General features: G+C 60.6%; 16 protein-coding genes. 7 read left to right on the plus strand and 9 right to left on the minus strand.

Translation table 11 applies throughout. From position 1 onward, the window contains the following. Positions 1 to 510 (plus strand): glycosyltransferase family 9 protein (locus EN993_RS07010; RefSeq protein ID WP_164757567.1); only part of this gene is annotated, 510 nt, incomplete at its 5' end. 170 nt (positions 511 to 680) lie between these two features. Beyond that, complete coding sequence (locus tag EN993_RS07015; RefSeq protein ID WP_109663299.1) at positions 681 to 1,421, plus strand: polysaccharide deacetylase family protein; 741 nt, start codon at positions 681 to 683, stop codon at positions 1,419 to 1,421. A 197-nt stretch (positions 1,422 to 1,618) separates the two neighbouring features. Here EN993_RS07015 and EN993_RS07020 read toward each other — a convergent pair whose 3' ends face one another. Continuing rightward, positions 1,619 to 2,008, minus strand: a complete 390-nt coding sequence (locus tag EN993_RS07020) for a DUF427 domain-containing protein (protein WP_127262755.1) — start codon at positions 2,006 to 2,008, stop codon at positions 1,619 to 1,621. Between the two features lie 119 nt (positions 2,009 to 2,127). Further along, positions 2,128 to 2,484 (minus strand): hypothetical protein, encoded by a 357-nt coding sequence (locus EN993_RS07025; protein WP_127262756.1) that lies wholly within the window; start codon positions 2,482 to 2,484, stop codon positions 2,128 to 2,130. A 194-nt stretch (positions 2,485 to 2,678) separates the two neighbouring features. Here EN993_RS07025 and EN993_RS07030 point away from each other — a divergent pair, with 194 nt between their 5' ends. Together EN993_RS07030 and EN993_RS07035 are read left to right on the plus strand one after the other, a co-directional pair. Further along, positions 2,679 to 4,307 carry a fatty-acid--CoA ligase gene (locus EN993_RS07030; RefSeq protein ID WP_127262757.1) on the plus strand — a complete coding sequence of 543 codons (1,629 nt, stop codon included), beginning with the start codon at positions 2,679 to 2,681 and terminating at the stop codon, positions 4,305 to 4,307. Positions 4,308 to 4,387: 80 nt separating this feature from the next. After that, positions 4,388 to 5,173: a DUF1499 domain-containing protein gene (locus EN993_RS07035; RefSeq protein WP_127262758.1), complete on the plus strand. Its 786-nt coding sequence runs from the start codon at positions 4,388 to 4,390 to the stop codon at positions 5,171 to 5,173. Between the two features lie 32 nt (positions 5,174 to 5,205). On the opposite strand, the gene EN993_RS07040 is transcribed toward EN993_RS07035, so the two are convergent. Next, the gene (locus EN993_RS07040; RefSeq protein WP_127262759.1) at positions 5,206 to 6,114 is read right to left on the minus strand and encodes an MBL fold metallo-hydrolase; all 909 of its coding nucleotides are present in this window, start codon (positions 6,112 to 6,114) and stop codon (positions 5,206 to 5,208) included. A 124-nt stretch (positions 6,115 to 6,238) separates the two neighbouring features. On the opposite strand from EN993_RS07040, the gene EN993_RS07045 reads away from it, so the two are divergent. Together EN993_RS07045 and EN993_RS07050 are read left to right on the plus strand one after the other, a co-directional pair. Further along, positions 6,239 to 6,829, plus strand: coding sequence for a biotin transporter BioY (locus tag EN993_RS07045; protein WP_127262760.1), 591 nt, complete (start codon positions 6,239 to 6,241; stop codon positions 6,827 to 6,829). Between the two features lie 424 nt (positions 6,830 to 7,253). After that, positions 7,254 to 8,279 carry an NAD-dependent epimerase gene (locus EN993_RS07050; RefSeq protein WP_127262761.1) on the plus strand — a complete coding sequence of 342 codons (1,026 nt, stop codon included), beginning with the start codon at positions 7,254 to 7,256 and terminating at the stop codon, positions 8,277 to 8,279. Between the two features lie 194 nt (positions 8,280 to 8,473). On the opposite strand, the gene EN993_RS07055 is transcribed toward EN993_RS07050, so the two are convergent. The 6 genes from EN993_RS07055 to EN993_RS07080 form a co-directional block, all read right to left on the minus strand. Then, entirely contained in the window at positions 8,474 to 9,493 is a 1,020-nt protein-coding gene (locus EN993_RS07055) for a P63C domain-containing protein (protein ID WP_206532352.1), read from the minus strand. A 247-nt stretch (positions 9,494 to 9,740) separates the two neighbouring features. Continuing rightward, positions 9,741 to 9,947, minus strand: coding sequence for a hypothetical protein (locus EN993_RS07060; protein WP_127262762.1), 207 nt, complete (start codon positions 9,945 to 9,947; stop codon positions 9,741 to 9,743). Between the two features lie 121 nt (positions 9,948 to 10,068). After that, positions 10,069 to 10,254 carry a hypothetical protein gene (locus tag EN993_RS36960; protein WP_164757566.1) on the minus strand — a complete coding sequence of 62 codons (186 nt, stop codon included), beginning with the start codon at positions 10,252 to 10,254 and terminating at the stop codon, positions 10,069 to 10,071. A gap of 17 nt (positions 10,255 to 10,271) precedes the next feature. Further along, positions 10,272 to 10,976 carry an SOS response-associated peptidase gene (locus tag EN993_RS07070; RefSeq protein ID WP_127262763.1) on the minus strand — a complete coding sequence of 235 codons (705 nt, stop codon included), beginning with the start codon at positions 10,974 to 10,976 and terminating at the stop codon, positions 10,272 to 10,274. Positions 10,977 to 10,985: 9 nt separating this feature from the next. Next, the gene (locus EN993_RS07075) at positions 10,986 to 11,366 is read right to left on the minus strand and encodes a hypothetical protein (protein ID WP_127262764.1); all 381 of its coding nucleotides are present in this window, start codon (positions 11,364 to 11,366) and stop codon (positions 10,986 to 10,988) included. After that, entirely contained in the window at positions 11,366 to 11,962 is a 597-nt protein-coding gene (locus EN993_RS07080; RefSeq protein ID WP_127262765.1) for a hypothetical protein, read from the minus strand. Before EN993_RS07080 ends, EN993_RS07075 begins: the two co-directional genes overlap by 1 nt. A gap of 146 nt (positions 11,963 to 12,108) precedes the next feature. Here EN993_RS07080 and EN993_RS07085 point away from each other — a divergent pair, with 146 nt between their 5' ends. Further along, complete coding sequence (locus EN993_RS07085; protein ID WP_127262766.1) at positions 12,109 to 12,378, plus strand: hypothetical protein; 270 nt, start codon at positions 12,109 to 12,111, stop codon at positions 12,376 to 12,378. The last annotated feature ends 101 nt before the right edge of the window (positions 12,379 to 12,479 follow it).

The following is a 12,479-nucleotide window of genomic DNA, read 5'->3' on the forward strand; positions in this document are numbered from 1 at the left end:
GTGCATGCTGGTGCAAGCTTCGAGGGGCGGCGTTGGCAGCCGGAGCGGTTTGCCGCGGCGATCGTCGAGATTACGAGCGAGACCGGCCTGGACGTCGTTCTGGTGGGCGGCCCGGACGAGCGGGAGATTGCCGAACGCATCGTCGCCAGGACCGCGCCGTCGGTCGTCAATCTCGTGGGGGCCCTGTCGCTCGAAAGTCTGCTGGCGGTGCTGAAGCAAGCCCGGCTATTTCTTGGCAATGAGAGCGGCCCGATGCACATGGCCGCAGCCACTGGGACCCCGGTTGTCGGGCTGTTCGGTCTGACGCATCCGTCGCGCTGGGGGCCAGTCGGCGTGCCCAGCATCTCGCTCCAGCCGCCATTGCCTTGCGTATGCGTTGCCAAGGACCTCTGCCGCGCACCGGATCCCAGCAAGGCCTGCTGCGTCTGGGGCCTGGAGGTCAAGCCGGTTGTCGACGCGGTGCGCGAGGTTCTTTCACGCACCGAAATGAAGCTGGTGCGCGCCATCTGAGATCATGCGCCGCGCGCAGAACCGCTATCGCCGTCGTGGAATGGCCTGTTCGCCACACGAACGGTCAAATTGTCGCGCCGGGCGCTTTTCTGCTATGCAGCATCCCGATTTCCGCCTTCATGCGGGTCTTGGGATGCCTGCTTGAAATGACCGGTCAGGAATTCGGTTTGATGCGCCTGCTGCAAAAAAATCTCTGCATGATCGCCATGTCGTTGGCGATGATATCCGCCGGCCATGCCGCGCCGCTCGTCGAGCCGACGCTGCACATCAGGCCGGAGGCGAGCGGAGCCGGCCGCGTTGCGCTTACGCTCGATGCCTGCGGCGGACAGACCGACAACCGGATCCTTTCGGCGCTGGTGGACAACAAGATCCCCGCCACCATTTTCGTGACCGGCATCTGGCTGAAGCGAAACGCCGCCGCTGTCGAGATCATGCGGGCGCATCCCGATCTGTTCGAACTGGAAAATCACGGCGGCCATCATATCCCGGCGGTCGATACGCCGCAGAAAATCTACGGCATCCGCAGCGCCGGCAGCCCGGACGCGGTGCTGGCCGAGGTCGAGTCGGGTGCCGCCGCTCTTGCCAGGACCGGCGAGCCGGCGCCGAAATGGTTTCGTGGCGCGACCGCCGAATACAGCCCGTCGGCAATCGCCATGATCCGCAAGCTTGGCTTCAAGATCGCGGGATTCTCGATAAACGGCGACGGTGGCTCATTGCTTGGCGCCAAGGAAACCGCGCGGCGCATTGCAGCGGCCAAGGACGGTGATGTGATTATCTCGCACATCAACCAGCCGACCCATGCGGCCGGCGAAGGCGTGGTGCAGGGGCTGCTGGCGCTCAAGGCCAAGGGCTTGACCTTTGTGCGGCTCGACGATGCCGACGGAGTCGGCAATCACGGCACCACCGACTAAGGCATATCGATATTCAGGTGATGCCGGCCTGCGAATGGCGGCTTCCTGCGCTTCCGGCACTCACGGACCCAAAAGTCCGCTCCGTTCCGGTTCTCGGCCCCCACCATTCTCGGCGCGGCCTGACCTGAATCTCGACATACCTCGGAGCAAATACTGGCTCCGGAAAGACCATGCTTCCGTTACGAAGGCGGTTTTGCTCAGTCAGGCGTGGCTTCGATCGTGACCTTGCTGGCGTAGAATGCGCCGTGGTTGCGGATTTCAGTCATTTCGTCGAAAGGCCGTTCATAGGCCCACATAGCGTTCTGGCCGGTCTCGCCGGCAGGCAGCACGCTCCAATAGCTCGCATCACCCTTGTAGGGGCAATGGGTCGAGTGGTCAGTGCTGCCGAGCTTGCCGAAATCGATGTCGGCGAACGGAATGTAGAAGGCCGCGGGATAGGGGGCCTCGTTCAGCACTTTGGCCTTCGCTGTTGAAGCGATGACCACGTCGCCAGCGCGCACTATAACCGTGCCGGCAAAGGGCTCGATGGTGATGACCTTATCGGGATTGCGTTGAAAACCGGGGGCGGGATTGGCGATCTGATCCATGGGGGTCTCCTTGCGTCGACTTTAAGTGTGTCGCGCAAGCGCATTGCGCAAGGCCTGCTGTGGCCCTGCAACTGACGGATCGCGCCTCCGAAGATCCTTGAACTACTTTCCGCAAGCGATCAGGCGGCGGCCTTGAACACGTCCATGAGACCGGCATAGGCAGCAGCGATACCGGCGACCGGATTGCTGCTTCTCGATACGGTCTCGACTTTCAAGGAACCGCCGCCGGTCGGCAAGGTGAGCAGCAGGAACTGGCGATTGCCGCCATTGCCGACGGATGCCGCAGCGACATGCTGGCCTTCGCCCTGGTTCTGCACGCACATCTTGAACAGCAGCGTGCCGCCGACCGCTTCGAGCGCGCCGCCGACAACTTCAACAAATTCATCTTCGGAAACAGTCTTGGTATCCGGCACCAGATCGGCCAGACTTTCGGCAAGCGTACTCTCGAGAGCCTTGTCGTCGAGCTGCGCGTCCATGCGAACCTCTTTCAGTCGCCAATCGCACCCCTTTGCCCGTTAACGAAACTTAACGCTGACGATGGCCGGATTGTGGCGGTTGTCGCTGTCATCTCGATCAATGCAGCCCTCGGCGGTGCTGGCGGCTGGACAATCCGTCGGTTCGCTCCACAATGGCACAAAAAGCACAACGCAAAAGCGTGAGGGAGGACCGAATGCTGGGACTGATGCAGGAATGGCCGCTGCTTTGCCACAAGCTCATCGACAATGCCGAGCGGCAGCATGGCGTGCGCGAGATCGTGTCGCGCTCGATCGAGGGGCCGATCGTGCGCACCACCTACGCGGACATCCATCGCCGCGCCCTGAAGGTCGCCCAGCGGCTGGAACGTGACGGCTATGGCTTGGGCGACCGCATCGCCACGCTGGCCTGGAACACCGCGCGCCACATCGAGGCCTGGTACGGCATCATGGGCATCGGCGCCATCTACCATACGCTCAATCCGCGGCTGTTTCCCGAGCAGATCGTCTGGATCATGAACCATGCCGAGGACAAGGCCGTCTTCGTCGACCTGACCTTTCTGCCGCTGCTCGAGAAGATAGCCGGTGCCGTCAAGTCGCTGAAACAGGTCATCGTCCTGACCGACAAGGCACACATGCCGCAGACGACATTGCCCAATGTGGTCGCCTATGAAGACTGGCTTGATGAGGCGGATGGCGACTTCGCCTGGAAGACCTTCGACGAAGGGACCGCCGCCGGTATGTGCTACACGTCGGGGACCACGGGCGATCCAAAGGGCGTCGTCTACAGCCACCGTTCGAACGTGCTGCACGCCATGATCGCCGCCATGCCCGACGCCATGGGCTTGTCGTCACGCGATACGATCTTGCCGGTGGTGCCGATGTTCCACGCCAATGCCTGGGGCCTTGGCCAGAGCGGGCCGATGATCGGCGCCAAGCTGGTCATGCCTGGCTGCAAGATGGACGGCGCCTCGATCTACGAACTGCTCGACACCGAGAAGGTGACTTTCAGCGCCGCCGTGCCTACCGTCTGGATGATGCTGCTGCAGCATCTGGAAGAGACCGGCAAGAAGCTTCCCCATCTCAACAAGGTCGTCATCGGCGGCTCGTCCTGCCCGCGCGCGATCATGACCAAGTTCCAGCAGAACTACGATGTCCAGGTCATCCATGCCTGGGGCATGACCGAAATGTCGCCGCTCGGCACGCTGTGCACCTTGAAGCCGGACTATGCCGGTCTTGAGGGGGAAGCCCGGCTCGATGTGCAGCAGAAACAGGGCTACCCGCCCTTCGGCGTCGAAATGAAGGTCACCGACGACGACAACAACGCGCAGCCCTGGGATGGCAAAACATTTGGCCGCCTGAAAGTGCGCGGGCCGGCCGTTGCCCGCGCCTATTATGGGGGCGCCGGCCCGGAACAGTTCGACGAGGACGGCTGGTTCGACACCGGCGACGTCGCTCACATCGACGCCGGCGGCTATATGCAGATCACCGATCGCGCCAAGGACGTCATCAAATCCGGCGGCGAATGGATTTCGACCATCGACCTCGAGAATCTGGCCGTCGGCCATCCCGATGTCGCCGAGGCGGCAGCCATCGGCGTCCATCATTCGAAATGGGGCGAACGGCCGTTGCTGGTCGTCGTCCGCAAGCCGGGCAAGGAACCCAGCAAGGCTGATATTCTCGAGTTCATGGACGGCAAGGTGGCCAAATGGTGGATGCCGGACGATGTCGCCTTCGTCGGCGAAATTCCGCACACCGCCACCGGCAAGATCCAGAAGATCACCTTGCGCCAGCAGTTCAAGGACTATCGCTTGCCGACGGATTGACGCGATGGTGCATGTTTCGGCTTCATGCCATCGCAAAAAGGCACTAAGTGTCCGTTCGGGTTGGGGCAGCGCAGAAAACGATGGTTAGCATTCCCGAACGGCAAACGTCGAAGGCGGCCGGATGGTCGCGGCGCACGGCCGCTTTTTCGTTGGTGTTGCTGCTGACGGTCTTCGTCGGCCACCGCTTCGATCTCGTCGAAACACCGGTCTTCCTGTGGGTGCTGGGCATTGCCGCGCTGCTGGCGGCCCTGGCGCTGTTGTTTGCCGGGTTTGCCTTTTCGCGGCTGTGGAACTTCGGCGACCGCGGCGGTCGCGACCTGACGGTCGGCGCGCTGCTGGCGCTGCTGGTGCTCGCACCCTATGGCGTCGCCGCCTACTGGGCGACAATCTATCCGCCGCTCAGGGATATCTCGACGGATTTCGACGAACCGCCGGCGCTCGACGTGAGCGACCGGACGAAGGATATGAACGTGCTTGCGCCGTCGACGCCTGGCGAACAGCGGTTGCAGACCGACAGCTATCCGCTGGTCAGCGCACGCAGCTACGACCTGCCGTTCGAGACTGTCGTCAATGCCGTCGAAACCGTCCTCGACCGGCGCAACTGGGATCTGTCGGAACCCTATCCCGACCTCGCCGGGCAAAGCGACGTGACCATTCCCGCCGTCGCCAAGGGCTTTGTGCTCGGCCTTCCCGCCGATGTGGCGATCCGCGTGACGGACGATGGCGATACGGTCATCGTCGATATGCGATCAGCTTCGCGATACGGCCGCTACGACCTCGGCGACAACGCCGCGCGCATCACCGATTTCCTGGCGGAGCTGGACCAGGAAGTCGCCGGTCAGGTTGGCGCGGCTCCGGCCGAGTAGGGCATTGGAACCTGGCAGTCTATTCGGGCGGCCTATCTGGCCGGCGTGAAAACGCCGTCAATGGCCGGTGCGGCGTCGGTCACAACCAGATCGCGTGCCACCAGGTCCTCGAGATGGGCAAGCACCGACAATCCGGCGGCGCCATGCAGCCGCGGGTCGGTATCCCTGTAGATCGCCTTGACCATGTCGGGAATCGTCCGGTCGCCTTCTCTGACCCGCTGCAGGATGGCGCGCTCGCGCATCTTGCGGTGCGTCTTCAACCCGCGCATGAAAGCGCGCGGTGCCGTCACCGGCCCGCCATGTCCGGGCAGCAGCAAGCGGTCCCCGCGGTCGATCAGCCGGTCCAGCGAGGCCATATAGTCGGCCATCGCTCCATCCGGCGGGGCGACGATGGAGGTTGCCCAGGCCATGACATGATCGGCCGAAAACAGGATGCCGGTTCCTTCCAGCGCGAAGGCCGCGTGATTGGCGGTGTGACCCGGGGTCAGAACCGTCCTGATCGACCAGCCGTCGCCGTCGACCACCTCGCCGTCTGAAAGCGCAATATCGGGGACGAAAGCCATGTCGGCGCTGGCGTCGAGTGCATTGGTCTCGCCGACATGCAAAGGCCTTGCCGGCCGGTGCGGCCCCTCTGCCAGCACCGGGGCGCCGGTGCGCTGCTTCAGCCGGGCCGCCAGCGGGGAGTGGTCGCGGTGCGTGTGGCTGACGAAGATATGGCTGACCGGCCGACCCGCGATCACCTCGAGCAGGGTCTGCAGATGCGCCTCGTCATCCGGCCCCGGATCGATCACCGCCAGCGTATCGCGGCCAACGATGTAGCTGTTGGTGCCGTGAAAGGTGAAGGGGCTCGGATTGCGGGCCGTGATGCGCTGGATATCGGGCGCGACGCTTACCCCCTGGCCATAAAGGGGGTCGAAGCCGGTATCGAATTTGAGTGCCATGGCGAATGCATCGGTGCCTTGTTTCAGGAAACGGCAAAACCGATTGCCGCATAACACGCAAGCCAATATAGGAGAACGTGAGGCCGCGAACATCGGATAGCGGCAATCGGATTGGGGAAATACCATGGCAATTGCAACTACGATGCGTCCGCTTGTTTCTCTGGCCCTGCCGCAAAGTGGCGCGGCGCGGCTGGCAACGCAGCTTTTCCTGGCGATCGCCGGAACACTGGTGCTGACCCTGTCGGCCAAGACCAAGGTGATGCTTGGGCCGGTCGACATTTCGATGCAGACGCTGGCCGTGCTGCTGATCGCCGCCGCCTTCGGCATGCGTCTCGGCGTCGCCACCCTGCTGCTTTACATGGCGGAGGGCGCCATGGGCTTCCCCGTCTTCCAGAGCACCCCGGAAAAGGGGCTCGGCGTTGCCTACATGCTCGGCTCGACGGGCGGTTATCTCGCGGGCTTCGTGGTCATGGCGGCAATCGTCGGCTGGGCTGCCGATCGCGGCTGGGACCGCCATCCGATCAAGCTTTTCAACGCCATGCTGGTTGCCGAAGTCGTCATGATGGCGATGGGCTTTGCCTGGCTGGCGCTTTTGATCGGCCCGGAAAAGTCGTGGCAGTTCGGTGTCGTGCCCTTCATCGTCGGCGACCTGATCAAGGTGGCGCTCGCGGCAAGCCTTGTGCCGGCCGTTTGGACGTTGCTGAAGCGCGGCTGAAACGCGAGCAGGGCCAACGGCTTGAAGCAATCAAGCCTTGGCTGGAACGGAGTGACTGGCGGATGCGTGGTGTCCGCCAAACACCGTATGTTGGCGTCCATATTGCCCGAAGAGCTCCGGCACCCTGCCGGCTTCCGCACACCACGGGCATCTGTCATTCCTGCCAGCATTATGCATCAGCGATATCGCCCATCCCGATGATGATCGTGGTGGCCGATGTTTCGGCATGCCTAACGTGTTGAGACCCATGCACAAAGCCGTGGTCGCCGGGAACATTTGGCCGATCATTTGGCCGAACTGCGGGGATCGGCCGGGACAATCGTGCTCATGCTTCACATTGCAATGAGGAGCTTTGCGAGAACCCAGGTGTGGTCTACTACATCAAGGGTCTGTTCCCCAGGCATGTTACGGATGGGCGCTTCTGATGAAGGTTCTGGTCACCGGCGCTGCCGGCTTCATAGGCTATCATGTATCGAAACGGCTGCTGGAGCGCGGCGACGAGGTTGTCGGCATCGACAACGTCAACGACTACTACGATCCGCGGATCAAGGAGGCGAGGCTGCGGCTGCTGGAAGAGGTGAGCCGCAAGACCAATACCGGCTATCATTTCATCCGCGGCAATCTCGCTGAAAAAAGCGTTGTCGAAGGCTGCTTCGCCGGCCACGCATTCGACCGGGTGATCCATCTCGCCGCCCAGGCCGGGGTTCGCTACAGCCTTGAAAATCCGCATGCCTATGTCGAAAGCAACATCATCGCCTATGCCAACATGCTCGAGGCCTGCCGCAACAGCGCCGTCGCGCACCTGACCTATGCCAGCACTTCGAGTGTCTACGGCGCCAACACCGACATGCCGTTTTCCGAGCACCGGCCGGCCGACCATCCGCTGCAGTTCTACGCCGCGACCAAGCGCGCCAACGAACTGATGGCGCACAGCTACAGCCATTTGTTCGGGCTGCCGACGACCGGGCTTCGCTTCTTCACCGTGTATGGCCCCTGGGGGCGCCCGGACATGGCGCTGTTCCTGTTCACCAAGAACATTCTTGCCGGCGAGCCGATCAAGCTGTTCAACAACGGCAACCACACGCGCGACTTCACCTATGTCGGGGACATCACCGAAGGCGTTGTGCGGGCCAGCGACAGCCCGGCCACGGGCAATGCCGCCTGGGACTCCAGCCGCCCGGATCCGGCCACAAGCAGCGCCCCCTGGCGCATCTTCAACATCGGCAACAACAACCCGGTGAAGCTGACCGCCTATGTCGAGGCACTGGAAAAGGCGCTGGGCAGGAAAGCCATCATCGAACTGCTGCCGCTACAGCCCGGCGACGTGCCCGATACCTTTGCCGACACATCGGCGCTGGAGCAGGCCGTCGGCTACCGCCCGACGACGACGGTGACCGAGGGCGTCGCGCGGTTTGTCGAGTGGTACCGGGCGTATTTTGGGCGGGGATAACGGAGAACGGCCCCTATCGTTCAAAAGTATTGATCGCCGTATTCCCGGTGCCCAAGACGATACCAGTGAGGCGGCTGGCTTTGCCGAGCAAAGCCGAATGGCGCGCGCTGAGTGCACGGGAAGAAGCGCGCCGAGAACATGACGCCAGAACGCCGCGCCGAGATTGCTAGGAAGGCGGCAAAGAAGCGTTGGGGTCATTCATCGTCGACGAATGGCAGTTGAAGCGTCGTGCCGCGTTTTGGCAGCGCTGTGTCTAACATAAGCTTAAATTGCGACCAGCTCTTTGACGCGCGCATTAGTGTTATGACCGCGTGTAGATGCTGAGCCAATGCCGGATGCCCTATGTCGTCCGTTAGGAGTTGGTGAAGCTTACCCTTCCTCTTACCGACGTCGTCGCGAGGCATTCTCTTTTCCAGTTCTTCACGAATGCCGGGAGCGAGGCGCTCGTATACGAAGTCAGTCGTATAACCGGCGACCGCCTGCGGCGGGTTGAACTTCCGTCCTCGCCATTCCCACCCACGCAAGCGGTAAATTTCCTTGTAGAAGTCGTCAGGAAAGCGCTTGGCCCAAGCAGCAAGTTCCTTAAGCAAAAAGGCGTCTAAGATATCTTGAAGAGCGTGCCGTTGCCTTACTTCCTGGAAGCCGGTGGCTTCGTCGACCAAAGCGACGATACCGATCTCTGCCAAGGCACGGATTAGCATATCAGCGGCGGAAATCATGGTTTCGTACCGCGCCGGAACCTTGCCGGTAGTTCGCAGGCTGGCATCGCGGAATTTCAGATAGACTTCTGCCACTCTCTTCAGCGATTTGGCATCGTATCCCACGCCCTTCCCGCCCTTCTTCGTGCGGTAAAAGATGGGTTTGGTCGACGCGGCTAACTCACTGGTAATGAATGGCTTTAGAACGTCTGACTGCAAAAAGAACGGTACTTCGTCGACGGTTGAAAGAACGCCAGTTCCCGCTTTCGGCGAGCGTGATCTTCCGAGCGCTCTTAGAAAGGTAGCCTGCGTAATAATGCGGGTTTCATCCCGTAGCACTGCCGCAGCTATTTCGGTCTGACCAATATTGAATGTGCCTTCAAAGTCCGCCATCGGCAAATCGCCAGACCAGCGTGCCTCTGCTGCCATCTGAGCAATCTCCTTGCGGCGTTCCTTGGTAAGAGCATTTGCGCGAGCCCTGCCTGCGGCAGCCTTCTTCGGGTCCTTCTCGGTCACGTTAAATGCTCCATGCTTGCAAAGTCGATGTGCAAGCATATGCTTGCATCTATGATTCTGCAAGCATGGATACTCGATATGAGAAAGCTGCTTGACACTTCGCATTCACAAGACGCTCAAACCCTCACCGGCAATGGTCGCTGGCGTGTCAGCAACGCTTTAGTCGATGGATGATCTGTGGGAGAAGATGGACGCCGTTGCATCTAAGCCAGGCCAGCGCGGGTCCCTACATCAGGCGTCTTCCGAGCTAGGCTCTGCGGCGCTTAGAAAGCGCCAGCAATAGGTCCGCTTCGTCCGTGATCCCGTTCTGGAAAACGATGACGATTTCCCCAGCGAGGGCTTCCCTCTGCTCTCTGTCTTTTTGGGCCAGCCGGCGCTCGATGCATAGTTGGCCGAACACCCGCTGGAGCAAGTCCAGATCAGCGGGCGCGAATACACCGCCGTAGCGTCGCATTGGCGTTTGCCGTCCCTCAAACACGGCTGATGCGGAACTATCCCACATAGTGGGTTTAATGCGAAGGAATTTCAAACTGAGACAATACCCAGGCCTGCCGAAAGTTTGGCGGGCTCGTCGCTCATCCGTAGCGCTTGCCAAGAGGCGGAGCCTTGAGCGCGTCGAGCTGATCCTGAAGACGGCCGTTTAGCACAATCATTTCCTTTAGCGCCTTCATCGTATCGCCCTTGTGCGAGGCAACGAACCTCTCGGCGACTGCCTGCAATGCCGCCTCTTGACGGCTATCCAGCGTGATTATGTGATCCATGGCGGCAACTCCACTGCTTAGAACAAAGAGCCCTGTGCCGGTGCCTGTTGAGGGAATTTGATCTGCGTTGCCGGCTTGTCGACAATCACAAGAGCATCGTCCGGCGCGGTGCGCTGCAAGCGCTTTGCCTCCGACCAAGGTTCGGTCAACCAGGTCTCAATCTCCTCCGGCGTCGTCAAGATCACCGGCATGGCCTTTTCATGAATTGGCTTGATCAACGAGTTAGGCGCAGTCGTCATGAAACCGTACAGCTCAAAATCGCCAAGACCATCCTTGACTTTGCGCACGCCATGCCATGGCGTCCACAGTCCAGCGAAGAAGAACAGCGGGCGGTCCTCGTTCAGCGCGAACCAATAGTTGCGTTGAATGCCAGTCTCGGGGTCTTTGTCGCCAGGTGTTGGGGAGGGTTCCGCGAAGCTGGTGACAGGTACAACGCAGCGGTTCTCGACGCCGACATACCGCTGCCAGTGGCCGTATTGCGGGTTTCGTATGTTCGTTGTGCCGTAGTCGGCGGCACCTTTCACGCGTTCGGCAGGAGTCGGCATGCCCCAAAGAAGGTTGGCTGCCTCGCGCTGTCCGTCTCGCGCGTTACGAATTACCGGGCCGGGTCTGTTCGGATAGATGTCTATCGACGGCTCCAAGTTGCCCAGAATGTCACGCAGAGCGCCTGTAAATTGACGAATGGCCTCTTGCGATGTGGTAATGTTGTAGAGATTGCACATGCCTTGCCCCTAGTTGCGCAGGATCTCGGGAACGCTGAGCGGGCCGAGATCGAGCATCTGCTTGTACTCGTCAGTACGGCGCCAGACCCCCTTCACGTTTCCGTTTTCCCGATCTCGCTTCGGTTCGAACGTCACGCCGTCAAAGTGGTCACGGAATGCCCTCGCTGCTGCGTCGTCACTGAAGCAGTGGAGCCGATAGTTTTCGTATTTGCCATTCGTCCATATCGCCTGAACGTGCCGCGTCTGGAATGTAAGCCTTCGATCCTGGCAAAACTTAGCGATCATGGTGAAGTTCCGATCGGTGCAGATGTCATCCGGCAGCGCGACCTGATGCGGCCAATCACGGTCGATGACCGATGGCGCCGGCGTGGCTCGGCTACGTTTTGTCATCAATGCGACGTCGGCTTCTCGGTTGCCGCCCCAAGCGCGTCGATGGCGTCAAAGACGGCTTGGCGCTTGGGTTCGATCGGCTCATCTGGCGTAAAGCCTGCGTACGACAATGGCGTATAAGCGACCGTTATCGCGGTGACGAGATCCTGCGCGAGAGTTCCATTGAGCATTTCAGCAGTAGCAGCAAGGGCCAGCAGGAAAACGCGTTCGTCGTTATATTCGTTACGACCATCTTCCGCTTGGATAATGGCACGGAGTTTTGCCAAAGCAGTGTCGCGGTCAGCAAGTTGCTCTTCGGGATTCGTAAGCAATTGAAGACCAATCGCGTGAACCCTTTTTTCATCCGGCCAGCTTTTGCAGCACGCCTGCAACGCCGCATTGTTGGCCTGGTACCAGACATCGGCCGCAGCGTATTCCGCTTCTGAAGGCTCCTGGTCTTCGAGGAATCCCATGTCATCCCAACCTTCGAGGGCAAACGCGCCCTCGGCCGCTTCTTCAGCAGTTATTCCTGCCCGATATAGCACGGCTCTTGCGGCCTCTAGGCCACGCTGTTTTTCCTCGGGCATTGCGCCCCGGGCCTGCATGATAATGTCCATGCCTGTCTCCTGTGGCTGTTCCGCCAATAGTGAACAAAATGAGAACAAAAGTCAAGACGCCTCTTGACGATAGAGGAATATGTTCCTCATTTCGGAGGATGCCGGAGCAACCAGAAAAGTGGCCGAAGGGCGTCCCGTGGACGTTGATGCATGCCCACAACGCAGGGCAGGTAGCGCGCATCCGATGCGGGCGTTGCAATATCAAGCGCTTCTACAAGCCGGTGGAACTTCGCGAGGTTGTCGGCAACGTCTCCATTGATCAATTGCGCACCAAGGTTCGCTGCGAAAAATGTGGGTGCAAGGATTCGATGAACGCCGAGCTATTTCATCCGGTGGGGCTGGAGCTTGAGACCATCCGATTCCGGCGCTTGGTTGAGATCAAGTGGGAAAAGCGCGTGGTCTGGAAGGATGAGTAGGTATGCGCCAGCGTATTCTTAAAAGGGGGCTCCCACATTTGGGTATTTTTGGGTATATTTTTGGATATGGCTCTGAAGATCGGTTCCCTGCGGCGGCACGC

The organism is Mesorhizobium sp. M7D.F.Ca.US.004.01.2.1 (assembly GCF_003997785.1).
GTDB classification, from domain to species: domain Bacteria; phylum Pseudomonadota; class Alphaproteobacteria; order Rhizobiales; family Rhizobiaceae; genus Mesorhizobium; species Mesorhizobium loti.